24 protein-coding genes, 2 tRNA genes and 1 pseudogene are annotated in these 26,342 nt (G+C 66.6%); 10 read left to right on the plus strand and 17 right to left on the minus strand.

The features are described from left to right. The first annotated feature begins 58 nt into the window (after positions 1 to 58). From scpB to arsC, 3 genes are read left to right on the plus strand one after another with little or no spacing between them, the layout of a single operon-like run. Positions 59 to 841, plus strand: coding sequence for an SMC-Scp complex subunit ScpB (gene scpB / locus ACZ6YI_RS05825; RefSeq protein ID WP_465777823.1), 783 nt, complete (start codon positions 59 to 61; stop codon positions 839 to 841). Then, positions 838 to 2,391, plus strand: a complete 1,554-nt coding sequence (locus ACZ6YI_RS05830) for a pseudouridine synthase (protein WP_465777824.1) — start codon at positions 838 to 840, stop codon at positions 2,389 to 2,391. The genes scpB and ACZ6YI_RS05830 overlap by 4 nt, the downstream gene beginning before the upstream one ends. Before the next feature lie 2 nt (positions 2,392 to 2,393). Further along, a complete protein-coding gene (gene arsC, locus ACZ6YI_RS05835) occupies positions 2,394 to 2,732 on the plus strand; it encodes an arsenate reductase (glutaredoxin) (protein ID WP_465777825.1) in 339 nt (112 codons plus the stop codon). Positions 2,733 to 2,853: 121 nt separating this feature from the next. Here arsC and hisIE read toward each other — a convergent pair whose 3' ends face one another. The 9 genes from hisIE to ACZ6YI_RS05880 are packed head-to-tail and all read right to left on the minus strand — an operon-like array spanning position 2,854 to position 10,180. Continuing rightward, on the minus strand, positions 2,854 to 3,447 hold the full coding sequence (hisIE, locus tag ACZ6YI_RS05840; protein WP_465777826.1) for a bifunctional phosphoribosyl-AMP cyclohydrolase/phosphoribosyl-ATP diphosphatase HisIE: 594 nt from the start codon (positions 3,445 to 3,447) through the stop codon (positions 2,854 to 2,856). Then, positions 3,444 to 4,214 carry an imidazole glycerol phosphate synthase subunit HisF gene (hisF, locus tag ACZ6YI_RS05845; protein ID WP_465777827.1) on the minus strand — a complete coding sequence of 257 codons (771 nt, stop codon included), beginning with the start codon at positions 4,212 to 4,214 and terminating at the stop codon, positions 3,444 to 3,446. Before hisF ends, hisIE begins: the two co-directional genes overlap by 4 nt. Further along, on the minus strand, positions 4,208 to 4,960 hold the full coding sequence (hisA, locus tag ACZ6YI_RS05850) for a 1-(5-phosphoribosyl)-5-[(5-phosphoribosylamino)methylideneamino]imidazole-4-carboxamide isomerase (protein WP_465777828.1): 753 nt from the start codon (positions 4,958 to 4,960) through the stop codon (positions 4,208 to 4,210). Before hisA ends, hisF begins: the two co-directional genes overlap by 7 nt. Then, positions 4,957 to 5,547 (minus strand): imidazole glycerol phosphate synthase subunit HisH, encoded by a 591-nt coding sequence (gene hisH / locus ACZ6YI_RS05855; protein ID WP_465777829.1) that lies wholly within the window; start codon positions 5,545 to 5,547, stop codon positions 4,957 to 4,959. The genes hisA and hisH overlap by 4 nt, the downstream gene beginning before the upstream one ends. Further along, positions 5,547 to 6,611, minus strand: coding sequence for a bifunctional histidinol-phosphatase/imidazoleglycerol-phosphate dehydratase HisB (hisB, locus tag ACZ6YI_RS05860; RefSeq protein ID WP_465777830.1), 1,065 nt, complete (start codon positions 6,609 to 6,611; stop codon positions 5,547 to 5,549). Before hisB ends, hisH begins: the two co-directional genes overlap by 1 nt. Beyond that, the gene (gene hisC / locus ACZ6YI_RS05865) at positions 6,608 to 7,672 is read right to left on the minus strand and encodes a histidinol-phosphate transaminase (RefSeq protein ID WP_465777831.1); all 1,065 of its coding nucleotides are present in this window, start codon (positions 7,670 to 7,672) and stop codon (positions 6,608 to 6,610) included. The genes hisB and hisC overlap by 4 nt, the downstream gene beginning before the upstream one ends. Continuing rightward, positions 7,669 to 8,976 carry a histidinol dehydrogenase gene (gene hisD, locus ACZ6YI_RS05870; RefSeq protein WP_465777832.1) on the minus strand — a complete coding sequence of 436 codons (1,308 nt, stop codon included), beginning with the start codon at positions 8,974 to 8,976 and terminating at the stop codon, positions 7,669 to 7,671. Before hisD ends, hisC begins: the two co-directional genes overlap by 4 nt. Next, positions 8,973 to 9,866, minus strand: coding sequence for an ATP phosphoribosyltransferase (gene hisG, locus ACZ6YI_RS05875; RefSeq protein ID WP_465777833.1), 894 nt, complete (start codon positions 9,864 to 9,866; stop codon positions 8,973 to 8,975). Before hisG ends, hisD begins: the two co-directional genes overlap by 4 nt. After that, positions 9,863 to 10,180, minus strand: coding sequence for a YerC/YecD family TrpR-related protein (locus ACZ6YI_RS05880; protein ID WP_440329645.1), 318 nt, complete (start codon positions 10,178 to 10,180; stop codon positions 9,863 to 9,865). The genes hisG and ACZ6YI_RS05880 overlap by 4 nt, the downstream gene beginning before the upstream one ends. A 164-nt stretch (positions 10,181 to 10,344) precedes the next feature. Here ACZ6YI_RS05880 and ACZ6YI_RS05885 point away from each other — a divergent pair, with 164 nt between their 5' ends. Beyond that, positions 10,345 to 11,148: a response regulator gene (locus ACZ6YI_RS05885; RefSeq protein ID WP_465777834.1), complete on the plus strand. Its 804-nt coding sequence runs from the start codon at positions 10,345 to 10,347 to the stop codon at positions 11,146 to 11,148. Here the strand turns inward: ACZ6YI_RS05885 and ACZ6YI_RS05890 are convergent. Both ACZ6YI_RS05890 and hisS read right to left on the minus strand, forming a co-directional pair. Beyond that, on the minus strand, positions 11,145 to 13,043 hold the full coding sequence (locus ACZ6YI_RS05890) for an HAL/PAL/TAL family ammonia-lyase (protein ID WP_465777835.1): 1,899 nt from the start codon (positions 13,041 to 13,043) through the stop codon (positions 11,145 to 11,147). The genes ACZ6YI_RS05885 and ACZ6YI_RS05890 overlap by 4 nt on opposite strands. A gap of 116 nt (positions 13,044 to 13,159) precedes the next feature. Further along, entirely contained in the window at positions 13,160 to 14,560 is a 1,401-nt protein-coding gene (hisS, locus tag ACZ6YI_RS05895; protein ID WP_465777836.1) for a histidine--tRNA ligase, read from the minus strand. Between the two features lie 150 nt (positions 14,561 to 14,710). On the opposite strand from hisS, the gene ACZ6YI_RS05900 reads away from it, so the two are divergent. Further along, positions 14,711 to 14,787: transfer RNA gene (locus ACZ6YI_RS05900), tRNA-Pro, on the plus strand. A 236-nt stretch (positions 14,788 to 15,023) separates the two neighbouring features. Here ACZ6YI_RS05900 and ACZ6YI_RS05905 read toward each other — a convergent pair. From ACZ6YI_RS05905 to ACZ6YI_RS05930, 6 genes are all read right to left on the minus strand, one after another. Then, a tRNA-Ser gene (locus ACZ6YI_RS05905) sits at positions 15,024 to 15,116 on the minus strand. Between the two features lie 75 nt (positions 15,117 to 15,191). After that, positions 15,192 to 15,395 (minus strand): carbon storage regulator CsrA, encoded by a 204-nt coding sequence (gene csrA, locus ACZ6YI_RS05910; protein WP_247334906.1) that lies wholly within the window; start codon positions 15,393 to 15,395, stop codon positions 15,192 to 15,194. 301 nt (positions 15,396 to 15,696) lie between these two features. Then, positions 15,697 to 18,330 carry an alanine--tRNA ligase gene (gene alaS / locus ACZ6YI_RS05915; protein ID WP_465777837.1) on the minus strand — a complete coding sequence of 878 codons (2,634 nt, stop codon included), beginning with the start codon at positions 18,328 to 18,330 and terminating at the stop codon, positions 15,697 to 15,699. A 69-nt stretch (positions 18,331 to 18,399) separates the two neighbouring features. After that, positions 18,400 to 18,918, minus strand: a complete 519-nt coding sequence (locus ACZ6YI_RS05920) for a regulatory protein RecX (protein ID WP_465777838.1) — start codon at positions 18,916 to 18,918, stop codon at positions 18,400 to 18,402. Next, positions 18,896 to 19,936, minus strand: a complete 1,041-nt coding sequence (recA, locus tag ACZ6YI_RS05925; RefSeq protein WP_440324914.1) for a recombinase RecA — start codon at positions 19,934 to 19,936, stop codon at positions 18,896 to 18,898. Before recA ends, ACZ6YI_RS05920 begins: the two co-directional genes overlap by 23 nt. A gap of 100 nt (positions 19,937 to 20,036) precedes the next feature. After that, positions 20,037 to 20,546, minus strand: coding sequence for a CinA family protein (locus tag ACZ6YI_RS05930; protein WP_440324912.1), 510 nt, complete (start codon positions 20,544 to 20,546; stop codon positions 20,037 to 20,039). A gap of 993 nt (positions 20,547 to 21,539) precedes the next feature. On the opposite strand from ACZ6YI_RS05930, the pseudogene ACZ6YI_RS05935 reads away from it, so the two are divergent. The 5 genes and pseudogenes from ACZ6YI_RS05935 to virB11 form a co-directional block, all read left to right on the plus strand. Next, positions 21,540 to 21,911: pseudogene (locus tag ACZ6YI_RS05935) on the plus strand (hypothetical protein); the annotation flags it as partial. A 159-nt stretch (positions 21,912 to 22,070) separates the two neighbouring features. Continuing rightward, positions 22,071 to 23,159, plus strand: a complete 1,089-nt coding sequence (locus tag ACZ6YI_RS05940) for a VirB8 family type IV secretion system protein (protein WP_465777839.1) — start codon at positions 22,071 to 22,073, stop codon at positions 23,157 to 23,159. Positions 23,160 to 23,176: 17 nt separating this feature from the next. Beyond that, positions 23,177 to 23,971, plus strand: a complete 795-nt coding sequence (locus ACZ6YI_RS05945; RefSeq protein ID WP_465777916.1) for a TrbG/VirB9 family P-type conjugative transfer protein — start codon at positions 23,177 to 23,179, stop codon at positions 23,969 to 23,971. Next, entirely contained in the window at positions 23,968 to 25,272 is a 1,305-nt protein-coding gene (locus ACZ6YI_RS05950; RefSeq protein ID WP_465777840.1) for a TrbI/VirB10 family protein, read from the plus strand. The genes ACZ6YI_RS05945 and ACZ6YI_RS05950 overlap by 4 nt, the downstream gene beginning before the upstream one ends. A 7-nt stretch (positions 25,273 to 25,279) precedes the next feature. Further along, the gene (virB11, locus tag ACZ6YI_RS05955) at positions 25,280 to 26,317 is read left to right on the plus strand and encodes a P-type DNA transfer ATPase VirB11 (RefSeq protein ID WP_465777841.1); all 1,038 of its coding nucleotides are present in this window, start codon (positions 25,280 to 25,282) and stop codon (positions 26,315 to 26,317) included. Positions 26,318 to 26,342 lie beyond the last annotated feature (25 nt).

Here is a 26,342-nt window from a genome sequence, read left to right on the forward strand (position 1 = left end):
GGCCGCCCCTGTGCACGAACCGAACCGCGCCCCGAGGGCACGGCACACCCCAAGGCCTATGCAACCCGAACAGCTCAAACCCATCGTGGAAGCGGCGCTGCTGGCGTCGACCCAGCCGATGACGATCGTGCAGCTCAAGGCGATCTTCGGCGAGGAAGAGGAAGTCGGCACGGACGAGCTCAAGGCGGCGCTCGACCTGCTGGCCGCGGATTGCGAAGGCCGCGGCGTGGAGCTGCTGGAAGTCGCCTCCGGCTGGCGCTACCAGGTCCGCCGCGAAGTCCATGGCTGGGTATCGCGGATGTGGGCGGAGAAGCCCAGCCGCTATTCCCGCGCCCTGCTGGAAACCCTGGCGCTCATCGCGTACCGCCAGCCCATCACCCGCCCGGAGATCGAACAGATCCGTGGCGTGGTGGTCTCCTCGAACATCATCAAGACGCTCGAGGAACGCGAATGGATCCGCGTCGTGGGTTATCGCGACGTACCGGGCCGCCCGGCCCTGTTCGGCACCACCCGCATGTTCCTGGATTACTTCAACCTCAAGTCGCTGGACAACCTGCCGCCACTGTCGGAGATCCGCGACCTCGAAGAGCTCAACCCGCAGATGCGCCTTGAAGGCGATGCGGATGGCGTACCGGCCCGTGCCGCCCTGCCCAATCCGGACCTCGAGATCGATCCCGAGGCCAGCGAAGGCGACGAGGGCAACGAGCCCGCCAACGAACCGCCCGCCGGCGATGACGACATCGCCGCGGCTTCCCACACTGCCGACGAGGCAGAGAACCCCGACGGCGCCGCCGAAGAAGACGAAGGCGCCGGGCAGAACCCCGAGGAGTCACGCGCATGAATGCGCCACAACGTTCCGTACTTAGCCTGAAGCGCGCCGATGCCCCCACGGGCGAGGCTGCCCAGCTCGAAGAGCGCCTGCACAAGGTGCTCGCCAACGCCGGCCTCGGCTCGCGCCGGATGCTCGAACAGCGCATCCAGGCTGGCGAGGTCGAGGTCAACGGCACCGTCGCCAGCATTGGCGCCAGCGTCCACGCCGGCGACCGCGTCGGGCTCGACGGCAAGCAGTTCGTCGTCGCCACCGATAACCGCAGCGATGCCGAAGTGCTGGTCTACCACAAGCCGGAAGGCGTGGTGACCACCCGCGAAGACACCGAAGGCCGCCCCACCGTGTTCGAGCAGCTGCCGCGCCTGAAGGGTGCGCGCTGGGTCGCCGTGGGTCGCCTCGATATCAACACGACCGGCCTGCTCCTGCTCACGACGGATGGCGAACTCGCCAACGCGCTGATGCACCCGAAGAGCGGCCTGGAGCGTGAATACCTCTGCCGCGTGCACGGCGAAGTGCCCGATGAAATCATCGAGCGCCTCAAGGCCGGCGTGGAGCTGGAAGACGGCCCCGCCCGCTTCGACGAAATCGCCATCATCAGCCGCGGCGGCAGCCACAGCTGGTTCCGCGTCACGATCCGCGAAGGCCGCAACCGCGAAGTGCGCCGGCTGTGGGATTCGCAGGGCTTCCTCGTGAGCCGCCTGAAGCGCATCCGCTACGGCACGGTCGAACTCCCGCGCGCCCTGCGCCGCGGCGATTGCGAAAACCTCGACGAGACCGCCATCAAGGCCCTGCGCGAGCGCGCTGGCCTGGGTGCACCGGCACCGGTCCTGACCCTGAGCGCCGTGGTGCACCAGCGCCGCGCCCCGCGCCACGTCACCGAGTACCGCCCGGACAAGGCGTCCACGGGCGCCTGGAGCTCGGCGCGCCACGATGAAGCCCGCGAACTCACCGCCTTCGATCGCCTGCGTGACGACACACCGGGCCGTGGCGGCCGCGGTGGTCGCGGCGGCAGGCCGGGTGGCGGCGGTGGCCGCGAAGTGAACGGCAATGTCGCTCGCCCGGACCGCGCCTCCAAGCCGCGCAAGCCCTCCTCGCGCCGCGTGGCGCCGGGCCAGGAGCTGCCGGCGATGCGCACCTGGTTCGCCGGCGATAGCCGCACCGGTGGCGGTGGCGGCAATGCCAACGGCAATGTTGCAGGCGGCCCGTCGGGCAATCGCGGCGGCAGCCGTGGCCCGCGTGGTGGCCAGGGTGGCCAGGGCGGCGGTAATCGCGCCCAGGGTGGCGGCCAGGGCGGTGGTAACCGTTCCTACGGCGGCGGCCAGGGCGGTGGCGGCTACGGCGGCCAGGGCGGCGGTAATCGCGCTGCCGGCGGCCAGGGCGGCCCGAGCCGTTCCGGTGGCAACCGCGCCTCCGGTGGCGGCGCAGGCGGCAACCGTGGCCCGCGTGGTCCCGGTGGCGGTAACCGCGGCGGCCAGGGTGGCGCCGGCGGTGGCAACCGTGGCCCGCGCGGCGGCAACCGCGGCGGTGGCGGCGGTGGTGGTAACCGCGGCGGCAACTTCTAAGCGTGCCCGCCACGCTTTGGCATAACCCGCGGTGCTCTAAATCGCGGGAGACGCTGGCGCTCCTCCAGGAGCACGGCGTCGAGCCGGTGATCGTCGAATACCTGAAGGTTCCGCCCACCGCGGCGGAACTGGATCGCGTGCTCAAGCTGCTTGGCCTCGAGCCACGCGCGCTGATGCGCAAGGGCGAGGATGAGTACGCCGGCGCGCCTGCCGAAGGCAGCCGCGCGGAACTCATCGCCTACATGGTGGAACACCCGAAGCTCATCGAGCGGCCGGTGTTCATCAACGGGAAGAAGGCCGCCGTCGGACGGCCGCCGGAAGCGGTCCTCGCGATCCTCTGATCCGCAAAACCGCTCCTGTTGTGGGAGTGAGCTTGCGAACGATGGCTCCGCGAAAGAGCATCGTTCGCAAGCTCACTCCCACAAATCATGCTCTAAAGTGCACCTGCCACGGCGCTAGCCGTCACTTGTGGCGTGAAGCCAGTTTTGCGGCGACCTGGCCGAACCCAATCCCCCGCGCACGCAGCACCACCATCAGGTGGAATACCAGGTCGGCAGCCTCGCCGATCAGTGCGTCGTCGTCTTCGGCGACGGCGGCGAGCGCCGTCTCGACGCCCTCCTCGCCCACCTTCTGTGCCATGCGACGGATGCCGCCTTCAAACAGCCGGGTCGTGTAGCTGCCGTCCGGCCGCTCGGCGTGGCGTGAGGCCACCAGCGCATCGAGTTCGGCGAGGAAGCCGAGCGACGGAACCACGTCGTTTCCGAAGCAACTCGTCGTGCCGGTGTGGCAGGTCGGGCCGGCCGGAATGGCGCGCACCAGTAGCGTGTCGTTGTCGCAATCGATCTTCAGATCGACCAGTGCCAGCGTGTCGCCGGAGGTCTCGCCCTTCGTCCACAGGCGCTGTTTGCTGCGGCTGAAGAACGTCACGAGGCCGGTGTCACGGGTCTTCGCGAGCGCCGCCTCGTCCATGTAGCCAAGCATCAGCACCTCGCCCGTGCGGACGTGCTGGACGATCGCAGGTATCAGGCCATCGCCCTTGGCGAAATCGGGGGTCATACGCGTACCTCGATGCCCTGCGCGCGCAGCTCGCGCTTCAGGGCGGGAATGGCGATATCGCCGGAATGGAACACACTGGCCGCGAGCGCGGCATCGACATCCGCATCGCGGAAGACGTCGACAAAGTGCGCCGGCGTACCGGCGCCACCGGATGCGACCAGCGGCACCTGCGCCAGCGCGCGTGCGGCGCGCAACTGTTCCAGGTCGTACCCACGGCGCACGCCATCGGTGCCCATGCAGTTCAACACGATTTCGCCGGCACCCAGGGCCTGCACTTCCTCGATCCAGTCGAGCGTGCGCTTGCGCAGCGCCTTGGTGCGCGTGGGATCGCCGGTGTACTGGCGCACCCGCCATTCGCCGTCCTCGTCACGCAGGCTGTCGACACCGACGACCACGCACTGCACGCCGAACGCATCGGCGATCTCGCGCACCAGTGCCGGACGTTCCAGTGCGGGCGAGTTGATCGACACCTTGTCCGCACCGGCATGCAACACCTCGCGCGCATCATCGACCGAACGGATGCCGCCGGCGACGCAGAACGGAATATCGATTTCGCGGGCGACGCGCTCGACCCAGTCGCGGTCGACGCGGCGGCCCTCGGGGCTCGCCGTGATGTCGTAAAACACGAGCTCGTCGGCGCCTTCGTCGCGATAGCGCAGCGCGAGCTCCACGATCTCACCGACCACCACGTGGTCGCGGAAACGCACGCCTTTCACGACCTGGCCGTCGCGCACATCCAGGCAGGGAATGATCCGGCGGCTCAGCATGCGGCGTCCGCCCTGGCGGTCACGGCGAGCGCGTCGGCCATCGTGAATTCACCCTGCAGCAGTGCGCGGCCGAGGATCACGCCCGCCACCCCCTGCAAGGCCAGGCCGGTGACGTCAGCCAGCGAGCGCACACCGCCCGAAGCCTGCACGCGCAGCGTCGGCGCGATGGCCGCCACGTGGCGATACAAGGCGGTGTTCGGGCCGGTCATGGTGCCGTCGCGGTCGATGTCGGTGCACAGCAGGTGCCGCGCACCGGCTTCCATGTAGAACGGCAGCAGGTCGTCCAGCGTGCGCGGCTCCTCCGCCGTCCAGCCGGCACTCGGCAGGCGCCACGCGCCATCGCGAAAGCGCGTATCGAGCGCCAGCACGATGCGCTCCGCGCCATAGCGTCCGATCCACGCCGCCACTGCCTCCGGCTCGCGAATCGCGATGCTGCCGACCACGACACGCGCCACGCCCGCATCGAGCAGGCGGCGCACGCCCTCCTCATCGCGGATGCCACCACCCGCCTGCACGGCGAGCCCGGCGGATGCCGCGATCGCCATCAGCGTGGGCAGGTTCTCGAACTGGCCGGAACGCGCGCCATCCAGGTCCACCACATGCAACCACGTGGCACCGTCGGCAGCGTAGCGCCGGGCCAGCTCCACGGGCTCAAAGGCGAAGGTGGTCTGCTGCTCGTAGTCGCCCTTGAACAGGCGGACGACCTTGCCGTCGCGCAGGTCGATCGCGGGAATGGGGAGGGTCATAGCGAAAGGAAATTCCGGAGAAGCTGGGCACCCACCCGGGCGGAGCGCTCGGGGTGGAACTGCATGCCCATGAAGTTATCGGCGGCGACCACGGCGGAGAACGGCGTGCCGTGCTCGCTCGCGACGAGCGTGTAATCGCCGACGGGTACGGCGTAGCTGTGCACGAAGTACGCCGTATCGCCTTCGCGCAGGCCGGCGGTGAGCGGATGTGAGCCGTGGGCTGCCAGATGGTTCCAGCCCATGTGCGGCACACGGAGGCCGGGCGCGACGGGGATGTGGCGCACGTTCGCAGGCACGACACCCAGGCATTCCGTATCGCCCTCGTCGGAGCGCTCGCAAAGCAGCTGCATGCCGAGGCAGACGCCGAGCACTGGCTGCTTCAGTCCGCGCAGTACATCGACCAGGCCCGCTTCGCGCAGGCGGCGCATGCCGGGCCCAGCCGCACCGACGCCCGGCAGGATAACGTGCGTGGCCGAGCGGATCCGCGCTGGGTCCGCGGTGAGTTCGGCATCGGTGCCAAGCCGCTGCAAGGCGTAACGCACGGAGCCGATATTGGTGCCGCCGGCATCGACGAGGACCACGCGCATCACAGGCTGCCCTTCGTGCTGGGCAACTCGGCACCTTCGCGACGGATCGCCTGGCGCAGGGTGCGTGCGACCACCTTGAAGCAGCCCTCCACCATGTGGTGCGCGTTTTCGCCGTGCACGGTGAGGTGCAGGTTCGCCCCGAGCGTTTCGCAGAGCGAGCGGAAGAAATGCGGCACCAGTTCGGTCGGCACATCGCCCACGCGTTCGCGCGGGAACGTGCCTTCAAAGACGAAGTACGGGCGCCCGGAGAGATCCAGTTCCGCGCGCGCGGCGCTTTCATCCATGGGCAATGCGAAGCCGTAACGGCCGATGCCGCGCTTGTCGCCCAGGGCGACACGCAGGGCCTGGCCGAGCGCCAGCGCGCAGTCCTCGATCGTGTGGTGTTCGTCGATGTGGGTGTCGCCGTCGCAACGCAGGCTCAGGGCGAAACCGCCGTGCTTCCCGATCTGCTCGAGCATGTGGTCGAAGAAGCCCAGGCCCGTGCTGACGACCGGCTCGGCCACCCGATCCAGGTCCACCTGGACGCGGATGGCGGTCTCCTTCGTCTTGCGGGTGATCTCGGCGACGCGTGGCGCATCGAGCACCGCGTGGGCGATCTCCGCCCAACCCTGGCCGCTCGCGCCGACAAGAAAGCCACGCACGCCCATGTTCGCCGCGAAGGCTGTATCCGTCTCGCGGTCGCCGACCATGGCGGACTGGCCGCGGCTCCAGCTGTCGTCGGCGAGCCAGTGCCGTGCCAGGCCCGTGTTCGGCTTGCGCGTGTCACGGTTCTCGTGGGGAAAGCTTCGATCGATCAGCTGTTCGCGGAAGGTGATGCCCTGCGAGCCGAGGATCCGCAGCAGGAGATTGTGCGGGCCATCGAAGGCTTCCTGCGGGAACGCGGGCGTGCCCAGGCCGTCCTGGTTGGTCACCATCACCAGCTCGTAGCCTGCACCCACGAAGCGTTGCAGCGCGGCCACGACGCCGGGCATGAGCGCGAGCTTTTCGAAGCTGTCGATCTGCTCGTCGGCAGGCTCCTCGATCAGGCAGCCATCGCGGTCCACGAAGAGGATCTTGCGGCTCATGCGCTGGCCCCCGCTCGCAGCACGGCAAGCACGCGGTCGTTCTCGTTGCCGGTGCCGATGGTGATGCGCAACGCATCGCCGAGGCCGGGATACTTCGTGATATCGCGCACGACGACGCCCGCGGCGAGCAGGCGCCGGTAGGTGCCGGCGGCATCGTCGAAACGGACGGCCAGGAAGTTGGCATGCGACGGGAGTACTTCGCGCACACTCGGTGCCTTTGCCAGTGCGACGGCCATGCGTGCGCGCTCATTCAGCAGTTCGTGCACGTGGTGGCGCTGCACGCGCCGGCCCTCGTAGGAGAGCGCGGCCAGCGCCGCATCCACGCACGGGGAAGGCAGCGGGTACGGTGCGATGATCCGGCGCAGCAGGCCGATCACCTCCGCGCGGGCGACCAGTGCACCGACCCGCGCGCCCGCCAGCGACCAGGCTTTCGAGAGCGTGCGAAGGACGGCGATGTGCTCGAAGGTATCGAGCAGCCGCGTCGCGCTCGGCGTGCCGGAGAATTCGGCATAGGCTTCGTCGACGACCAGCAGCGCCCTGCCCTGCAAGGCCTCGGCGAGATCGCGTAGCGCCTCGAGCGGCACGAGGTTGCCGGTCGGGTTGTTGGGCGTGCAGACGTAGACCAGCTTCGTTGCCGGGGTGACTGCGGCGAGCAGCTTGCCGGTGTCGAGCGAGCCATCCGCTTCGAGGGGCGCCTCGACCACGGCCGCGCCCTGGATACGCGCGGAGACCGCGTACATGCCGAAGGTGGGCGGCGAGATGACGATGCCGTCCTGGCCCGCGCGGCAGAACGCGCGGGTGAGCAGGTCGATCGCTTCGTCGCTGCCACGCGTGACGAGCACGCGATCCGGCGTGGTGCCATACAGCTCGGCCAGGGTGTCGACGAGGCCACGCGGCTGGGGATCCGGGTAGCGGTTCAGTCCATCGCCACCGGGAAAACTCGGCGCGCGTGCGGACTCGTTCGCGTTGAGCAGCACGGTACCGCCGGAGGCTTCCATGCGTGCGCTCGAATACGGCGCCAGCGCGCGGATATCGGGACGGGCAAGGTCGAGCACGCTCATGCTTCGGCCCCCATCGCCTCGAGGCGCAGGGTGACCGCACGACGGTGCGCCTCGAGCTGTTCCGCCGCGGCGAGCGTCGCGGCGCATGGGCCGATCGCGCGCAAGCCGGCGGCGCTGGCTTCCTGCACCGTCACCTGCTTCTGGAAGCTGGCGACCGAGACGCCGCTGTAGCTGCGCGCGTAGCCGTAGGTGGGCAGCACGTGGTTGCTCCCGCTGCAGTAATCGCCGAGCGATTCGGGCGTCCATTCACCGAGGAAGACTGAGCCCGCGGATTCGACACCATCGAGGAGGTCGCGCGGTTGGGCGGTCTGGATGATCAGGTGTTCCGGTGCGTAGCGGTTGCTCACGGAGAGCGCCTGGCCGAGGTCACGGACATGGACGAGGCGGCTCTCGGCGAGCGCGCTGGCTGCGGTGTCCGCGCGGGGCAATTCGAGCCGCTGGCGTTCGACTTCCGCTTCGACCTTGTCGAGCAGTTCTGCCGACGGGCTGACCAGGAGCACCTGCGAATCCGGCCCATGCTCCGCCTGCGAGAGCAGGTCGGCGGCGATGAAGCGCGGCTCCGCATCGGCATCCGCGATAACGAGCACCTCGGAAGGACCCGCGGGCATGTCGATCGCCGCCCCATCGGGGTCGCCCGAGACCTGCAGCTTTGCCTCGGTCACCCAGGCGTTACCCGGGCCGAACAGCTTGTCACAGCGCGGGACCGATGCGGTGCCATAGGCCACCGCGGCGATCGCCTGCGCGCCGCCGAGCTTGAAGACCTTGTGCACGCCGGTTGCCCTTGCGGCAAACAGCACCGCATCGTCGCAGCGTCCGTTCGCCTGCACCGGCGTGCACAGCACGACCTCCTGGCAGCCGGCGATGCCCGCGGGCACGCCAAGCATGATGGCCGTGGAGGGCAGCGGCGCGCCGCCGGCGGGGACGTACAGGCCCACCCGGCGGATGGGCCGCAGCACGCGCTCCACACGCACACCCGGCGCCGTCTCGACGCTGACCGCGGTCGGTGCGGCGGCACGGTGGAAGCGCTCGATGCGTTCGGCGGCTTCGCGAACGGCAGCCTTCAGGGCCGGGTCGAGGCGCGCTTCGGCGGCGGCGAATTCCTCATCGGTCACTTCGAGCGCCGCGAGCGTCACCCCGTCGTAGCGCGCGGTCAGCTCCCGCAACGCTTCGTCGCCACGCGCCCGCACATCGGCGACGATCGCTTCGACGCCTTCGCGCAGCGCCTTCGAACGCGACTGCGCGGGCCGTGCCAGCGCGGCATCTCGCCCTGCTTCGTCAAGCGTGTTCCAGTCGATCCGCTTCATGCCAGCATCTTCTCCACCGGCAGTACCAGCATGTCGCGCGCACCCGCACGCTTCATGTCTTCGAGCTGGCGCCAGCTCACGCTGCCCGCGCAGAGCGCCTGCAGCACCACTTGGTCCGGCGCGCCATCCACCGCGGTGAGCGTGGGGATCGGCAGGCCGGGCAGCAGGCGGGTGATCGCGGGCAACGCCTCGCGCGAGGCCTGCATGAGGATCAGGCGCGAGTCGCGCACCTGGATCACGCCATCCAGCCGCCGGAGTAGCAATTCAGCGATCTCGCCGCGCTCATCGCTGGGCAGTACGCGGTGGCCCGCAAGCACGGCTTCGCTCTCGACGATGACCGCCGCCTCGCGCAGCTGGTTGGCCACGAGGGTGGCGCCGCTGGAAACCAGGTCACAGATGGCATCGGCCGTGCCGAGGCGCGGCGCGATTTCCACGGAGCCGGCAAGGAAGACGACTTTGGCGTCTACGTTGTGCGTGCGCAGCCAGTCGCCGAGCAGGCCCGGATACGAAGTCGCGATGCGCTGGCCGTGCAGCTGCGCCGGGTTATCGTACGGTTCGTCGTGCGGCAGCGCGATCGAAAGCCGGCAGCTACCGAAGCCCAGCGGGCGCAGTTCATCGAGGCCGCTGCCCGCTTCCGGGTTGGAGAGCTGGAATTCGCGCAGCACGTTGCGGCCGACGATGCCGAGGTCGCAGACGCCTTCGGCGATCAGGCCGGGGATATCGTCATCGCGCACGAGCAGCAGGTCGACGGGTTCACCTTCGCCGAAGCAGAACAGCTTGTCGCGGCTCTGGCGGAATTTTAGGCCACAGCGCGCCAGCAGCTCCTGGGCCGGCTCGGTCAGGCGGCCGGACTTCTGCATGGCGATGCGCAGGCGATCACGTGGCTTCATGCGCCCGTCCCCTGGTTGCGGCGGGCGGCGGCGGCCATGTAGCCCCCTGCCCCCTGGTTGAGGTAGCGGGCGACGCGCCCGATGGTGGTGATGCTGACCGCGGTCCGCTCGTGGATCTCCCGGTACGAGCGGCCGTCGAGCAGGTAGGGCACCACCCGCCAGCGATCCACCATGACCTCGATCTCGGCCGGGGTGCACAGGTCGTGGAGGAAGGCCCGCATCTCATCGACCGTTGAGAGGCCGAGCAGCGCCTCGCACAGGCTGGTTTCCGCCGAGTCTGACGGGGTCTCGGGATCGAGGGAGCGTCGCTTCATAATGTACTAACGCGTTAATACGGTAGCTCATTGTAGGCCGACAACTACACAGTGGCAACTAATCAGAGAAATCGCCGACAGAAGATTGCGCTTTTGTTCCATATACCGCGGGTCGGGCGGTCGCCAAGATGACGGCTGAATCCCCTGGAGCCATGAGCCGCCGCATGACGATCCCCGTTGTCATCGCCGACGACCAGCCTGTCGTCGCCGCCGGAGTCGAAACCGTCCTCAAGAAGCACAGCTACCGCGTGGTCGCCTGCGTCAACGACACCGACACCCTTGTCGAGACCCTCGCCGATGTCGATGTCGAGGTCGTCGTCGCCGACCCCAACATGCCCGTGGGCCGGCACCCGGACGGCGTCAGCCTGGTCCGGCGGATCCGGACCATCCGCCCCGATGTGGGGATCGTCGTCATGAGCCGCCTCGATAACGTCGCCAACCTGCGCCTCATGCTCGACCTGGGTGTGGCCGCCCTGCTCGACAAACGCACCGCCCTGCGTGGCATCCCGGCGGCGGTGCACGCGGCGAGCATCGGGCGCAGGTTCCTCAGCCCCGCCGTGCGCAGGGCCTTCCGTGAAGTGGACGAGGCAAACGCGCGCCGCGACGCGCATGAACGCCTTACCCAGCGCGAGATCGCCGTGCTTCGCGCCTACGCGCGGGGGCTGTCGCTGGCCGAGGTGGCGCGCCTGATGACCCGCAGCATCAAGACGATCAGCCGGCAGAAGCGCTCGGCCATGCTGAAGCTGGGGCTGCGGAACGACGCGCAGCTCTACCAGTACCTGGTGAACGTGCGCTCAGGCCTGGTCGAGAGCTTCCTGCTGGGCGAGGAACACGAGGCCGTGCTTGCCGCGGCCTGCGATCCCTGGGCGGATGAGGACGAGGCCTACGTCGAGACTCGGCAGCAAGCGGCCGCGGTGCAGGAGGACGCCGCGGTGCCCGAGGACGCCGCGGCCAACGATGAGGCTTAGGCGTCGCCCGCGACAAGGCGGCCAGAGGCCACCAGCTCGCAGACAGCCCGCACGTCGCCATCCATCGCGCGGTCGCGCTGCATGAAGGCGATGTGCTCGCGAAGCGCCGCCAGGGCCTTGCGCACGGCAACGCCGCCGTGGAAGTCCTCGGCGCCCGCGAGCGCGCCCATCAGCGCGCGCACTTCCTTCTCGAACTGCGCGTAGTGCGGCGAATCCGTACGCGGCGCGCCGTTGATCTTCGACGCCAGCGCCTGCCAGTCGCCGCGCTTGGAGAGCGCGCGGGCCGCATTGAGCATGTCCTGACGGTATTCGAGCGCCTGCGCCGCCGTGTACAGCTCCATGGCCAGCACATGGCCGAGGTCTTCGGTCATTTCCAGCACGTGGCGCGCTTCGTTGGCGCCCATGGATACGTGGTCCTCGGCATTCGCACTCGTCGGCACCGAATACACCGATGCCGGATGCGCGCGGGTCGCGAGGTCGTTGACCAGCGCCGCGGCGGTGTACTGCACGATCATGAAGCCCGAATCGGTGGCGTCTTCGTTGCCGATGAGGAACGCCGGCAGGCCGTCGTTGTTCGCGGGATCCACGAGCTTCGCCGTGCGGCGCTCGGAGATCGACGCGAGCACGGGGATCGCCGCCTTGACGTAGCTCATCGCCAGCGCGAGCGGCATGCCATGGAAGTGGCCGGCGGAGATCACCTGGTCTTCGATGACCTCGGCGTTCTCGGCATCCGGGAACACCAGCGGGTTATCGGTAACGGCGTTGAGTTCCACATCGAAGACGCGGCAGGCCTGCTCCCACGCATCACGGACAGCGCCATGTACCTGCGGCGCGCAGCGCAGGCAGTAGGCATCCTGCGGCTGGTGCTTCTTGCCGCCCTTGAACGGCAGGAAGCGCGAATAGAACGCCTCCTTGCCATGGCGCTGCGTCGCCGGGACCCAGTCCCAGCCGATGTCGAAACGGTAGGCCTGTTCGGCCGGCTCCGACCACGAATCCGACAGCCACGGGCGGAAGCGCGGCACCAGGTGGTAGGCGATGTCGGCGAGCGTGGAACCTTCGAGCAGGCGGCGGAACTCATTGGCCGCGGCGACCTGGCCCGGGTGCGGACGCAGCGCATGCACTTCTTCCGCGTACGCGCCGGTGCGGCCAGCGAACGCATCGAGGGTCATCGCCAGTGCGAGGTCGGCGGTCTTGATCAGGGTTTCGATCGAAGCCAGCGCCAGCACACCCGTCGCGAGCATCTGGGTAGTGCCGTTGTTGAGCGCCAGGCCTTCCTTGAAGGAAAGACGCACGGGCTCGAGGCCGGCACGCTTCAGCGCCTCGGCGCCCGAGATGCGCTCGCCTTCGTAGAACGCTTCGCCGCCGCCGAGCAGCACGATGGCGAGGTGCGAAAGCGGTGCGAGGTCGCCGCTGGCGCCCACCGAACCCTTCTCCGGGATCACCGGGATGACGTTGCGGTTGAGCAGCTCGGCCAGCGCACGGAGGGTCTCGACGCGGATGCCCGAATGACCGCGCATCAGCGTGTTCACGCGGATGGCGAGCATGGCGCGGACCACATCCACCGAGAACGGCTTACCCACGCACACGGCGTGGGTGATGATCAGATTGTGCTGCAGCTCTTCCATCAGCGTGCCATCGCGCGCCTCGGGGTTGCCGCCCGGCAGCTCGTCACGCACGCGGTGCGCGCCGAGCAGCTTGTCGGCGTTGCTGCCGAAACCGGTCGTGACGCCGTAGATCGGCTCGCCGCCACCCACCTTTTCCGCGAGGAAGTCGGCAGCGCGCTTCACCTTCAGCAGCTGCTTCTCATCGAGCGTGATGGACGCGCCCTGGCGGGCGATGGCGACAACCTGGCCGCGCGTAAGGCTGCGGCCGTCGAGGAGGATGCTGCTGGTCATGGCGAACTACCGTTCTGAGTACTGCAGTGTCGTGGGAGCGCGCTTGCGCGCGATGGGTGTGCCGCTAGTCCGATCGCGCGCAAGCGCGCTCCCACAGGGGTTGGGGTTGGGATGGGTCAGGGTTTCGCCAGCGCGCCGATCTCGGCCTGGGCCAGCTCGACGCGCAGGGTCTTCACCAGGTCCGCGCGCGATACCTCGAACTGGTCTTCGCGGCGCAGGTCCTTCACCGTGACCACGCCCTTGGCGATTTCATCCTCGCCCAGCACGATCACGAAGCGGATGCCGGCGCGGTCGGCGTACTTGAACTGCTTGCCGAGCTTGCCACCCTCCAGCACGACCTCGGTGGCGATGCCGGCGGTGCGCAGCTCGTTGGCCACGGCAAGGTACGCGGGCATCTGCGCCGCATCCATCTGGGTGACCAGCACGTCGACGGTGCTCTGCGCCGTGGAAATCAGGCCGGCATCGCGCAGCTGCCAGTACAGGCGGGTCAGGCCGATGGAAATGCCGACGCCCGGCAGGTGCGACTTGGTGTACTGGCCAGCCAGGTTCTCGTAACGGCCGCCCGAGCAGATGGAGCCGATGCCGAGGTGGTCGTTGAGCGTCGTCTCATAGACGGTGCCCGTGTAGTAATCGAGGCCGCGGGCGATCGAGAGGTTCAGCGCGAAATGCGTTTCGGGCACGCCGAAGTCGCGGATCAGGCCCAGCACTTCCTTCAGTTCCGCCCTGCCCTGTTCGAAGGCTTCCGAACCGGTACCGAGCGCGTCGAGTTTGGCGAACGCATCGTCCACGCCGGTCGAGCGCACCTGGACGAAGGCGAGGATCTTGTCGGCGACATCCGCAGAGAGACCGAAGGCTTCGCCCGTGAGGGTTTCACGCACGTAGTCCGGGCCCCGCTTGTCGAGCTTGTCGACTTCGCGCAGCACGAGCATCTGCTGTTCCGCGTCGGCCACGCCCAGGTTCTCGAGATAGCCGCGCATGAGCTTGCGGTTATTGAGCTGGATGGTGAATGCGCCGATGTTGAGTTCGCGGAACACGCTGTAGATGACCGCCGGGATCTCGGCGTCGTAACGCACCGACAGCGAATCCTTGCCGATGACATCGATATCGCACTGGTAGAACTCGCGGAAGCGGCCGCGCTGGGCGCGCTCGCCGCGGTACACGCGCTGCATCTGGTAGCGGCGGAACGGGAAGCTGAGATCGTGCTCATGCTCGGCCACGTAACGGGCCAGCGGCACGGTCAGGTCGAAGCGCAGCGCCAGTTCCGGCACGGCACCCTGCTCCTTGTCGGCCGCGTTGAGCGAGCCGGTGGACTGCACGAAGTACACCTGGCGCTCGGTCTCGCCGCCGGTCTTGGTCAGCAGGACGTCGCTATGCTCGATCACCGGCGTTTCGATGGGCAGGAAACCGAACCGCTCGTAGTTACGGCGGATGGTATCCAGCATGCGCTGGAACGCGATCTGGTCGAGCGGCAGGAGCTCGAGGACACCAGGCATCGTGCGGGCCGGGGTGAGTGCCATGCAAATCCTCTTCGGGCAGTACGTGGGGCGCCAAGCGGCAGCCCCATAGAGTATCAGATGGCCGCGGACGGCCCTGCGGGCACTTTGTAAAAAAAGTGAGACGAAGTGTTGCAAGGGGGCCCGGTCATGGCTAATATACGCGGCTCCCGTCGGGGTGTAGCTCAGCCTGGTAGAGCGCTACGTTCGGGACGTAGAAGTCGCAGGTTCGAATCCTGTCTCCCCGACCAATCGTTTCATCGAAAACACCGGCCACTGGCCGGTGTTTTTGTTTGTGCGCCCGGCAAAACCAGCTGTTGTGGGAGCGCGCCTGTGGGAGCGTGCTTGCACGCGATGGGTGCTCGCGGCAGCGTCCATCGCGCGCAAGCGCGCTCCCACAGGAAAAAAACAAAAACGCGATTGGCGCAGCAACGAAAACAACGGACGCAGAAACGCAAAACGCCCCTTGCGGGGCGTCTTGCGTAACTGGCGGAGAGTGAGGGATTCGAACCCTCGATAAGGCTTTTGACCCTATACTCCCTTAGCAGGGGAGCCCCTTCGGCCTCTCGGGCAACTCTCCATTTTGATCGTTCGTTAGGCAGGTGCCCGAACGAGCCAGCAAGGATACTGATCCTTGCGTCGGCCGTAAAGCTTTTTACTGGTCGTGGTCGTCGCCCGAATGGCCGGCGGGATCGTTCTCGTTCTTGATGCGCTGGTAAATCTCTTCGCGATGGACCGCGACATTTTTCGGTGCGTTGATACCAATGCGCACCTGGTTACCTTTGACACCCAGAACAGTGACGGTCACCTCGTCGCCGATCATCAGGGTTTCACCGACCCGGCGGGTCAGAATCAGCATGATTGATACTCCATAAAATCAGGTATTGGCTTCCCCACCTACGACAACTCACCCCGAGTCTTGCCGCCGGTGGATTGACTTCTCGACCATCGAAGGCCGATCTGCCTTCCCCGGCTTGTTGTGTGCGTGTCGCTGACCAGCTGTCCTGCCTATATCGACCCGACTCATCGATGCCGAAAAACGCGCGCCGACATCAGATCATACTAGCTGAGCCAAACACGGTGGTGCAACGCACGGGCGGCCGAATCCGATGACCGGGGCGCCTTTACGGCACCCCGTTGAGGGGCCAGCCGGGGTTCGTTCAGCGAAGCTTGCCTTCCACCCAGGCCGGGATGTCGGCCAGGATGCCTGGCAGCGCCGGGCTGTCGATGCCACCGCCCTGCGCCATGTCCGGGCGGCCGCCGCCCTTGCCCTCGATCTTTGAGGCAACCTCGGCCACCAGATCGCCTGCCTTGACCCGGCTCAGCGCCGCGCCGCCGACGCCCGCGACCAGCGAAACGCGGCCGTCGGCCGCACCAGCCAGGATCACCGCGCAGTCGCCCAGCTTCTGCTTGAGGGCATCGAGGCTGTCGCGCAGCGACTTGGCATCCAGCCCTTCGAGGCGCGCGGCGACCACCTTGATACCTGCCACGTCAGTAGCGGACTCGGCGAGGTCGGCCGAGGCCGAGTTGGCCGCCTTGGCCTTGAAGGATTCGATCTCTTTTTCGAGTTTCTTCTGCTTGTCGAAGAGCTGGCGCAGCTTGTCGACCACCTCGTCGCCGGTAGCGGCGAGCAGGCCGGAGACTTCGCCCAGGATCCGCTCTTCATCCGCCACGCGCGCCATCGCGCCCGCGCCGGTCACGGCCTCAATGCGACGCACGCCAGCGGCGACGCCCGACTCCGACACGATCTTGAACAGGCCGATGTCACCGGTGCGGGTCACGTGGGTGCCGCCGCACAACTCGGTGGAGAAATCGCCCATCTTCAACACGCGCACTTCGGCGCCGTACTTCTCGCCGAACAGGGCCATGGCCCCGAACTCGATGGCTTCGTCGTAGCCCATGTGATGGACATCCGCCGAGGCATTACGACGCACTTCGTCATTCACCATGCGCTCGATCTCGGCCAGCTCCTCGCCGGTCACCGGCTTGAAGTGCGAGAAGTCGAAACGCAGGCGCTCCGGCGCGACCAACGAGCCCTTCTGGCTCACGTGGTCGCCGAGCACGGTGCGCAGCGCGGCGTGCAGAAGGTGGGTCGCCGAATGGTTGAGGACCGTGGCCTGGCGCTGGGCGCCATCGACCGACGCACCCACGACCGCGCCCTTCAGCAGCGGAGCGGAACCTTGCCAGGTGCCGAAGTGCGCGAAAAACGCGCCGCCGACCTTCTGCGTATCCGCCACGGCGAGCGCGCCCGACGGGTTGCGGATCATGCCGGTATCACCGACCTGGCCGCCGGATTCCGCATAGAACGGCGTGCGGTCGAGCAGCAGGAAACCCTCTTCGCCATCGGCGAGCTGATCCACGGCCTTGCCATCACGGACGATCGCGACAACCTTCGCATCGGCGAGGTCGAGCGATTCGTAGCCGGTGAAGATCGTCGGCTGCAATGCGCTGGCGACTTCCGCCGGCAGCTGCGCCTTGGTGGAGAAATTGCTGGCGGCGCGCGCGCGGGCGCGCTGCTCGCCCATGGCACGCTCGAAGCCTTCCATGTCCACCGTCATCTCGCGCTCGCGCGCGATGTCGGCGGTCAGGTCGACCGGGAAGCCGTAGGTGTCGTACAGGCGGAACGCGTCCGCACCCGGAATGATCTTGCCGGACTTCGACGCGATATCGTCGAACAGGCGCATGCCGTGCTCGAGCGTTTCGCCGAAGCGCTCTTCTTCCACCTTGAGCGCCTGCTCCACGAACGCACGCTTCGCGGCGATCTCAGGGTAGGCCTCGCCCATTTCCTCGACCAGCGGCGCGACCATCTTCCAGAAGAAGTCGCCACGCACGCCAAGCATCCAGCCATGGCGCAGGGCACGGCGGATGATGCGGCGGAGCACGTAGCCGCGGCCCTCGTTCGACGGCAGCACGCCATCGACGATAAGGAACGAGGCGGCGCGGATGTGATCGGCGATGACGCGCAACGACTTGTTGCCGAGGTCGGCCGTGTTCGTGAGGCGCGACGCCTCGCGGATCAGGTGCGCGAACAGGTCGATTTCATAGTTGGAATGCACGTGCTGCAGCACGGCCGCCAGGCGCTCCAGACCCATGCCGGTATCGACGCAAGGCGCCGGCAGCGGGCTGAGCGTGCCATCGGGCGCGCGGTCGAACTGCATGAACACGAGGTTCCAGATCTCGATGTAGCGGTCGCCATCTTCATCCGGCGAGCCCGGCGGGCCACCGGCCACGTCCGGGCCGTGGTCGTAGAAGATTTCCGTGCACGGACCGCAGGGGCCGGTGTCGGCCATCTGCCAGAAGTTGTCGGAAGCGAACGGCGCGCCCTTGTTGTCACCGATGCGCACGATGCGATCGGCCGGGACGCCCATTTCCTTGTTCCAGATGTCGTAGGCCTCGTCATCCGTGTGGTACACGGTGACCCAGAGGCGCTCGGCGGGCAGCTTATAGACGCTGGTCAGCAGCTCCCAGGCGTAGCGGATGGCATCGCGCTTGAAGTAGTCGCCGAACGACCAGTTGCCCAGCATCTCGAAGAACGTGTGGTGGCGGGCGGTGTAGCCCACCTGGTCCAGGTCGTTGTGCTTGCCGCCGGCGCGCAGGCAGCGCTGCACGTCGGCCGCGCGGACGTAACCCGGCTTTTCGCTGCCGAGGAACACGTTCTTGAAGGGGACCATGCCCGAGTTGGTGAACAGCAGGGTCGGGTCGTTCGAAGGCACCAGCGATGCCGACGGCACGATGGTGTGATCCTTGGTACGGAAGTATTCCAGGAAGGTCGAACGAATTTCGGCGGTTTTCATGAGCGATCGTGGCTTGGGGCTGCGAGGATCGCGAAAGGCGCCCAGTCACGGAATCAAGGCTCGCTGCCTTCAGTCGTCGTCGGGGTCTTCCGCATCGGCGTGGGTTAGAACACGTACTGTGGCGGCGGCGAAGCCGCGACGCAAGAGGAATTGCGCCCGTTTCTGCCTCTCTGCCGGATCGGCGGAGGGCGAACCGTAGCGCCGGCGGAGCTGGCTGGCGGCCAGATCGTCCCAATCGACGTCGGCGGATTCGATGAGGGAACGGACCGTGGCGTCCGGGATGCCCTGGCTGCGCAACTCGGCGCGGATGCGGGCGGGACCGTAGCCCTGCCCCACGCGGCTGCGCAGCAGGGACTCGGCGAAACGGCTGTCGTCCTGGTAGCCCTGGTCACCCAGGCGCTCCACGGCTGTGGCCGTTTCGTCACGCGAAAACCCGCCGCGCCCCAGCTTTTGCTGGAGTTCGCGGCGGGAGTGTTCGCGCCGGGCCAGGAGGCCCAGCGCCTTGTCGTAGGCCGTACGGGTGGGGCGGGAGACCTTATCGGTGCCCTCCCCGCCCACACCGGGCTCACGCCTCTTCTTCAACCTCATCCTGCTCGGCCTTCGCCGCGGACGGGCCCGGCTTCACGAGCAGGCGGGCGCGGAGCTCGGCATCGACTTCGTTGGCGATAGCCGGGTTGTCACGCAGGAACTGGCGGACGTTTTCCTTGCCCTGGCCGATGCGATCACCCTTGTAGCTGTACCAGGCGCCCGACTTGTCGATCAGGTTCTCGCGCACGCCCAGCTCGATGATCTCGCCTTCGCGCGAGGTGCCCTCGCCGTAGAGGATCTCGAACTCGGTCTGGCGGAACGGCGGCGCCACCTTGTTCTTGACGACCTTGACGCGGGTCTCCGAACCGATGACTTCCTCGCCCTTCTTCACCGCGCCGATGCGGCGGATGTCGAGGCGGACCGAGGCATAGAACTTCAGCGCGTTACCACCGGTGGTGGTTTCCGGGCTGCCGAACATCACGCCGATCTTCATGCGGATCTGGTTGATGAAGATGACCAGGCAGTTCGACTTCTTGATGTTGGCCGTAAGCTTGCGCAGCGCCTGGCTCATGAGGCGGGCGTGCAGGCCGACGTGGGAGTCGCCCATTTCGCCTTCGATTTCGGCCTTGGGCGTAAGCGCCGCGACCGAGTCGACCACCACCATGTCCACGGCGCCCGAGCGCACCAGCATGTCGGCGATTTCGAGGGCCTGCTCACCGGTATCCGGCTGGCTGACCAGCAGGTCGGCCACGTTCACGCCGAGCTTTTCGGCGTAGGTCGGGTCGAGCGCGTGCTCGGCGTCGACGAACGCGGCGGTGCCGCCGTTACGCTGGCACGAGGCGATCGCCTGCAGGGTGAGCGTGGTCTTGCCGGACGATTCCGGACCGTAGATCTCGACGATACGGCCGCGCGGCAGGCCGCCGATGCCGAGGGCGATATCCAGGCCCAGGGAGCCGGTGGAGACCGTGTCGATCTGGTCGTCCACGCGGTCGCCAAGACGCATGACAGCACCCTTGCCGAACTGCTTTTCGATCTGGCCGAGGGCACTCGCCAGCGCCTTGCGCTTATTGTCGTCCATCGTAGTTTCCGGTGTGCTTATGTGTAGGTAGGTATCTTGCCGGAGCGGGGTCTCAGGGACTGCGATCCGTCAGCGATTGATTTTGCCACAGCTGGGCGGGTTACCCGTTCAGCTCGGTAACTATTCCAGCCAAAGCCGCGGCCACGGTCTGTCGGCGAACTGCCTCGCGATCGCCGGAGAAATGGAAGACTTTCGCGTGGGCGTAGCCCCCGCGGCGCTTCCAGCCGATCCAGACGGTACCGACCGGCTTCTCCGGTGTGCCGCCTGAGGGCCCCGCGATGCCGGTCACCGCCACCGCCACGCCGGCGCCATACCGGGCCAACGCGCCCGACACCATCTCGAGCACGGTTTCCTCGCTTACCGCGCCGGTCCGCTCCAGCGTCCGGGGGTTCACCCCAAGCAGGGCCTCCTTGGCGCTGTAGCTATAGGTCACGACGCCCGCTTCGAACCAGGCCGAGCTGCCAGCCAGGTCGGTCAGGGCCTTGGAGATCCAGCCACCGGTGCAGGACTCGGCCGTCGCCACCATCACCCGCTTCTCGAGGGCCGCGGCGGCCACCTGCTGCGCCAGCGCGTTCAGCGCGGCGTCGTTATAGGAGGAGTGGGAGTCCATCGGGGTTCCAGGCGTTGAACAAGACGACGGTTCTACCTTGTAGGGGTTCCCTTACGCAACGGCGTGGGCGCCGCCCAATTGCGCAACTCCGGCTCGCCCTTCACAGTTTCGTTTCGCACGTTGTGCTCGACAAGTCGGGCCGGCGGTGCTTCGCAGGGAAAAACGTGCCCAGGGCACGGATCTTCTATAAGGAGCAGTACCCCATGGATGGCGACTTCGCCTCAGCCACGACAGCATCAGCATGCTCGGCCGTTGCGTCGCACGATCAGTTCGGTGCGTGTCGCGTCGCGCACATCAGCCGCGAACGATGCAACGCGAACGACACGAAGCGGCACACACGAGCGCGCTCGTGTGTTGGTCAAACATTGATCAATCAACACGCTTCATCGGCAGCAACGTCGACTGTCAACTTCCCGTCTTGGATTTTGTGGTCTAATAAACGTACGCAGCCGCATGGTTGCGTGTGCAACCATGTTCTTCGTGTTTTTTCCGTGAAACGAGTCACTTTATTGCGCATCGAATGTGCTCGCCATTTGCACGTTCATGAGCTATTTTTTTGACGCGGATCTCAGGTTCGCACGATGAAGGGGGAATACCTGTAACGCCCAAGGGCGACGTTGATGTCGATGACATCACTGTGCGCGGCGTATGCGGGTGCCACTTCGCAACATCGATTGGCAGGGCGGCAGTCTCGCCCGGAACAGGAAGTTTGAATGGATAGCTTGCACGAACCGCGGGGAGCCGTTGTCCCCCGCATGTACGGACAACCAGGGGCCAGCCTCGACTCGCCACCCCCTCAGACCGGAGCCATGCCCGTGGGCGCCTGCACGTTTTCGTGCGCGCCACGGCATTTCCTTGCCGATTACGCATAACTGAACTTGCCAGGTCTCGTGCCTGACGCAGGCGGATCACCGCGTCCGCTTTCCGACTCATTGTTATTGCTTTTCAACAAGTTATGAGCGCAACGTGAAAATAGGCCAGACCAACCTTGCCCTGATTGGCATCATAGTGGTGTTTTCGTCAGCCCTTACAGGTTGCGGAACCACGCCTGCCCGCGACTTCGGCGGCTCCTGGAAGCCAGTCAACCACTTCGAAGAAAAGACCACCGAGATTCCACTCGCGGTTCCGTATACGTACTACGCGGCGCCGATGGACGGCACGCTGAAGACGATGCTGACCCGCTGGACCACCGACAACGGCATGAAGCTGCAGTACAAGCTGCGCTCCGACTTCACGCTGACGAAGTCGGCTTCGGCGATCCATACGTCGGAGTTGCGGGATGCGGCTTCGCAGTTGAGTTCGATTTACTCAGCGCAAGGTGTGGCTATCACCGTCGATGGCCCGGATCTCGTCGTCGACGAAGTCAGCGCGATCACCGCACCGCCCACTTCCGCGCCAGCACCCTCTGCACCGCCGGTGCAGAAGCCAACCGCTGCCGCGCCCGCAACGGATGCAGCACCGGCCGCCGCGCCGGAGCATGTCGCCGTGACCGACAACAAGTAAGCGATCACGCAGACGCATCCCATGCTCAAGAAAAAGAACTCCCCCAGGATCGACGAAGCCGTGCAGCACGGCGTGGCTTTCGAAGTCACCCTCGCTGATAACGCGCGCCGCAACGAAAAGCGCGCGTGGATCGTCGCCATCTGTGCATGCATCGTGTCGGTGATCCTCGCGGCGGGCTACTTCGTCATGCTTCCGCTGAAGCAGAAGGAACCGTTCATCGTGATGGCGGACCCGTACTCGGGCACGGCGTCGCTTGCGCGGCTCACCGACGACGTGATCAACCGCCAGATCACGGCCAGCGAGGCGGTGAACCGAAGCAACATCGCGCACTTCATCATTGCGCGCGAGTCGTACGACCTGGCCATCAGCAACCTGCGCGACTGGCCCACGGTGCTGACCATGTCGTCCTCCGACGTCGCACAGCCATACATGGACCTGCACTCGCCGGCCAATCCGGATGCACCTTACAAGGTCTACGGCAAGTCGCGTGCGATCCGGGTCAAGATCCTCAGCATCCAGCTGAATGGCGCCGGCCCGGGCCAGACGCCCACCGGCGCCACCGTGCGCTTCCAGCGCAGCGTGTACGACAAGACGAATGGGGCCACCTTCCCGCTCGACAGCAAGATCGCCACGATGGCGTTCACCTATAAGCCCAACCTGCGCATGGATGAGCAGAACCGCGTGGAGAATCCGCTCGGCTTCCAGGTGACGAGCTATCGCGTGGATAACGACTACGGCAACGCGCCGCCGCCGGAAGTGCCGGTCGACGCACCGGCCGGTGCTGGCCAGACTGCAGTACCGGGCCAGGCCGCCGCCCCCGGTCAGGTACCCGCCGCTGGCCAGGTGCCACAGGCTGGCGCTGGCGTCCCGCAGGCCGGGGCGGTTCCGCCGCCGGGCGTCACACCGGTGCCGGGCGCACAAGGCTACGCGCCGCAACCCGGTGTCGCCGCTGGGCAGGCCTACCCGCAGCAAGCCATTCCTCTGGCCCCGGCCAACGGCGTGCCGCCGTCGACCATCCCGAGCGAAGCCGCCTACTCCTCCGCACAGCAACCCGCCGCACCCGCGGCCACACCCGCACCCCGAAGCGCCGCCAATGGAGGGCGCCGTTGATGAACCTTTCCAGCAAGCTGAGCCTGGCCTGCTCGTTCGGCCTCGTCCTGGCCGTGGCCCTACCGGCCGCGCATGCCGAGACGGGTGCCGAGAGCCTGCCGACGCAGTCCGTGACGTCGGCACCCGCCGTCCAGACGTATGAGTACCAGCCCGATCGCATCTTCACGATCCGTACCGGCCTGGGCATTACCACCCAGATCGAACTGAGCCCGAACGAGAAGATCCTCGACTACAGCACCGGCTTCAGCAGTGGCTGGGACCTGACGCGTCGCGACAACGTCTTCTACATCAAGCCGAAGAACGTCGACGTCGATACGAACATGATGATTCGTACGGCGACCCACTCGTACATTTTCGAACTGAAGGTCGTCGCCACGGACTGGCGCACGCTCGACCAGGCCCGCCGCGCCGGCGTGCAGTACAAGGTCGTCTTCACCTACCCCTCCGATACGAGCTTCATGAGCGAATCGAAGAAGGTGGAAGAAGCACCCATGCTCGATACGGAGCTGGTGAAGGGTCGCGACTACAACTTCGACTACGACTTCTCGAAGACCCGCCGCACCGCCCAGTGGCTCGTGCCGATCAACGTTTACGACGATGGTCGCTTTACCTACATCAAGATGCCGGACCTCAAGCAGTTCCCGACGGGCAACTTCCCGACGGTGTACATGCGTGAAAAGGAACACGGAGAGGACTCGGTGGTGAACACGACCGTGGAGGGCAACACCATCGTTGTCCACGGCACGTACCCCTACCTGGTTATTCGTCACGACAACAACGTCGTGGGTCTGCGAAGGAACACCAAGAAGTGAGCCCGAACACTCCTTACACCCCGGACGACGAGTCCAACCGCGGCGACGTGCCGCACGAACATCGCGACCAGCAGCACGAGCCGCTGGCGGGTAATCCGTATGCGAACCAGCAGCGCCAGGCACCGCAGCCGGATCTGGATACCGCCGCCCCGCGCCTGACCCAGAACGACATGCGCCGCATGAACCGCAGCGCGCTCGGCCTGCTTGCGGGCATCGTCGTGCTGCTCGTGGTGGTCGCGTTCTGGCTCTTCACGAGCAGCGGCAACGCGAACAAGCCGGCGCCCAAGCCCAAGGAAGAACTGGTTACGGTGCCAGACGCACCGACCGGTATCCCGCCGCCGCCGAGCCAGCAGCAGGCCCAGCCGATCCAGTTGGCGCCGGCGCTGCCGCCGCCGGAACGGAAAGCCGAGATGCCTCCGATGCCGACACCGCCTCCGGCCCCGGGCCCGCACATTCCGACGCTGCTCGAGCGGCGCCTCGCTGCAGCGAACAACGGCATGGACGGCGGTTTCCAGGCGGTCGGCCAGCAGCCCACCCTCGGTCCCAACCAGCCACCGGGCGGTGGTCTCGGCGGCATGGGCGGCATGGGCGGCATTCCGGGTATGCCCGGCCAACCCGGTCAACCTAGCTATCGCAACCCCTACAGCGCCAACGACAACTTCGCGTACGACGGCAAGGAACTGCCGAACGTATCGAACGCCAGCCCGCTCCAGCATCCGGATACGCTGATGCTCCGTGGCACGTTCATTCGTTGCGTGCTCGAGACCCGCATCATCACCGACATGCCGGGCTTTACCTCGTGCGTCGTGACTGAGCCCGTGTACTCGTTCACCGGCAAGCGCCTGCTCCTGCCCAAGGGCTCGAAGGTGCTTGGCAAGTACGAGATGGAGCCGAGCGGCCCGCGTGTCGCCGTGATCTGGGACCGCATCGTCACGCCGACCGGTATCGACGTGAACATGGCGAGCCCGGGCGTGGATACGTTGGGCGGCGCCGGTCACCCGGGCCAGTACAACGCGCACTGGGGCAGCCGCATCGGGTCCGCACTGCTCATCAGCCTGCTCAGCGATGCGTTCAAGTACGAAGCCGCCGAGCACGGTCCGCGCCAGACCACTATCAGCAATGGCGTAGTCACGACGAGCCCGTTCGAGAGCAACACGGCCGATACGATCCAGCAGCTCGCCAACCAGGCGGTACGTCGGGCAGCCAACCGTCCGGCTACGGTCACGATCAACCAGGGCACCATCCTCGCCATCTACGTGGCCAAGGATGTGGACTTCACTGGCGTCGTGGCGAGGTACTGAGGCACGCATGGAAAGCGCACTCGCCGCCGTCGGTAATGATTTCCTGGACTACCAGTACGAAGTGCTGGGGGTAAAGGATTTCCTTGCCGAGCCGGACGTCACCGAAATCTGCATCAACCGCCCCGGCGAGCTCTACCTCGAGCGCCGCGGCGGCTGGCAGAAAGTGGAAGTGCCCTCGCTCACGTTCGAGCGGGCACGCCAGTTCTGCACGGCAGTGGTGAACGAAAGCAACACCGGCCAGCGCATCACGGATGTGGATCCCGTGGTGTCGCTGACCTTCCCGACCGGCCAGCGCGCGCAGTTCGTGATCCCGCCGGCCTGCGAGGCCGGCCGCGTTTCGATCACGATCCGCCTTCCGTCGAAGCAGACCCGCACCCTCTCGCAGTACCAGGAGGACGGGTTCTTCAACGAGATCCTGGAGGGTGCGAACAGCATCAGCCAGGCCGACCAGGAATTGCTCGAACTGCGCGCCGAGCGCCGCTATGCGGATTTCTTCCGCCACGCGGTACTCAGCAAGAAGAACATCGTGGTCGCCGGCGCCACCGGCAGCGGCAAGACCACGTTCATGAAATCGCTGGTGAACCACATTCCGCAAGATGAGCGGCTGGTCACCATCGAGGACGCCCGCGAGCTGTTCATCGACCAGCCCAACGTCGTCCACCTGCTCTATTCCAAGGGCGGGCAGAGCCAGAGCAATGTCACCGCGAAAAGCTGCATGGAAGCCTGCCTGCGCATGAAGCCGGACAGGATCATCCTCGCGGAGCTTCGTGGCGATGAATCGTTCTACTTCATCCGCAACTGCGCCTCCGGCCACCCGGGCTCCATCACAAGTTGCCATGCCGGCAGCGTGGAGCAGACCTGGGACCAGCTGGCGCTGATGGTCAAGGCATCCACGGAAGGCGCCGGTCTCGAATTCAGCACGATCAAGCGGCTCCTGATGCTCACCATCGACATCGTGGTGCATATCAAGGCGCATGCAGGCCGGCGTTACATCACCGGCATTGATTTCAACCCGGCTCGCGCCCTCGGTGCGGACGGGGGGTAACGAGAAAAAACATCGGTCATGAGAC

The organism is Luteibacter sp. NPDC104163 (genome assembly GCF_055584245.1).

What these genes read in the sequence shown, in the direction of transcription:
- scpB (WP_465777823.1), top strand. Translation starts at nt 59, where the DNA reads ATGCAACCCGAACAGCTCAAACCCATCGTGGAAGCGGCGCTGCTGGCG.
- ACZ6YI_RS05830 (WP_465777824.1), top strand. Translation starts at nt 838, where the DNA reads ATGAATGCGCCACAACGTTCCGTACTTAGCCTGAAGCGCGCCGATGCC.
- hisIE (WP_465777826.1), bottom strand. Translation starts at nt 3,447, where the DNA reads ATGACCCCCGATTTCGCCAAGGGCGATGGCCTGATACCTGCGATCGTC.
- hisF (WP_465777827.1), bottom strand. Translation starts at nt 4,214, where the DNA reads ATGCTGAGCCGCCGGATCATTCCCTGCCTGGATGTGCGCGACGGCCAG.
- hisA (WP_465777828.1), bottom strand. Translation starts at nt 4,960, where the DNA reads ATGACCCTCCCCATTCCCGCGATCGACCTGCGCGACGGCAAGGTCGTC.
- hisH (WP_465777829.1), bottom strand. Translation starts at nt 5,547, where the DNA reads ATGCGCGTGGTCCTCGTCGATGCCGGCGGCACCAATATCGGCTCCGTG.
- hisB (WP_465777830.1), bottom strand. Translation starts at nt 6,611, where the DNA reads ATGAGCCGCAAGATCCTCTTCGTGGACCGCGATGGCTGCCTGATCGAG.
- hisC (WP_465777831.1), bottom strand. Translation starts at nt 7,672, where the DNA reads ATGAGCGTGCTCGACCTTGCCCGTCCCGATATCCGCGCGCTGGCGCCG.
- hisD (WP_465777832.1), bottom strand. Translation starts at nt 8,976, where the DNA reads ATGAAGCGGATCGACTGGAACACGCTTGACGAAGCAGGGCGAGATGCC.
- hisG (WP_465777833.1), bottom strand. Translation starts at nt 9,866, where the DNA reads ATGAAGCCACGTGATCGCCTGCGCATCGCCATGCAGAAGTCCGGCCGC.
- ACZ6YI_RS05880 (WP_440329645.1), bottom strand. Translation starts at nt 10,180, where the DNA reads ATGAAGCGACGCTCCCTCGATCCCGAGACCCCGTCAGACTCGGCGGAA.
- ACZ6YI_RS05885 (WP_465777834.1), top strand. Translation starts at nt 10,345, where the DNA reads ATGACGATCCCCGTTGTCATCGCCGACGACCAGCCTGTCGTCGCCGCC.
- ACZ6YI_RS05890 (WP_465777835.1), bottom strand. Translation starts at nt 13,043, where the DNA reads ATGACCAGCAGCATCCTCCTCGACGGCCGCAGCCTTACGCGCGGCCAG.
- hisS (WP_465777836.1), bottom strand. Translation starts at nt 14,560, where the DNA reads ATGGCACTCACCCCGGCCCGCACGATGCCTGGTGTCCTCGAGCTCCTG.
- csrA (WP_247334906.1), bottom strand. Translation starts at nt 15,395, where the DNA reads ATGCTGATTCTGACCCGCCGGGTCGGTGAAACCCTGATGATCGGCGAC.
- alaS (WP_465777837.1), bottom strand. Translation starts at nt 18,330, where the DNA reads ATGAAAACCGCCGAAATTCGTTCGACCTTCCTGGAATACTTCCGTACC.
- ACZ6YI_RS05920 (WP_465777838.1), bottom strand. Translation starts at nt 18,918, where the DNA reads ATGAGGTTGAAGAAGAGGCGTGAGCCCGGTGTGGGCGGGGAGGGCACC.
- recA (WP_440324914.1), bottom strand. Translation starts at nt 19,936, where the DNA reads ATGGACGACAATAAGCGCAAGGCGCTGGCGAGTGCCCTCGGCCAGATC.
- ACZ6YI_RS05930 (WP_440324912.1), bottom strand. Translation starts at nt 20,546, where the DNA reads ATGGACTCCCACTCCTCCTATAACGACGCCGCGCTGAACGCGCTGGCG.
- ACZ6YI_RS05940 (WP_465777839.1), top strand. Translation starts at nt 22,071, where the DNA reads ATGCTCAAGAAAAAGAACTCCCCCAGGATCGACGAAGCCGTGCAGCAC.
- virB11 (WP_465777841.1), top strand. Translation starts at nt 25,280, where the DNA reads ATGGAAAGCGCACTCGCCGCCGTCGGTAATGATTTCCTGGACTACCAG.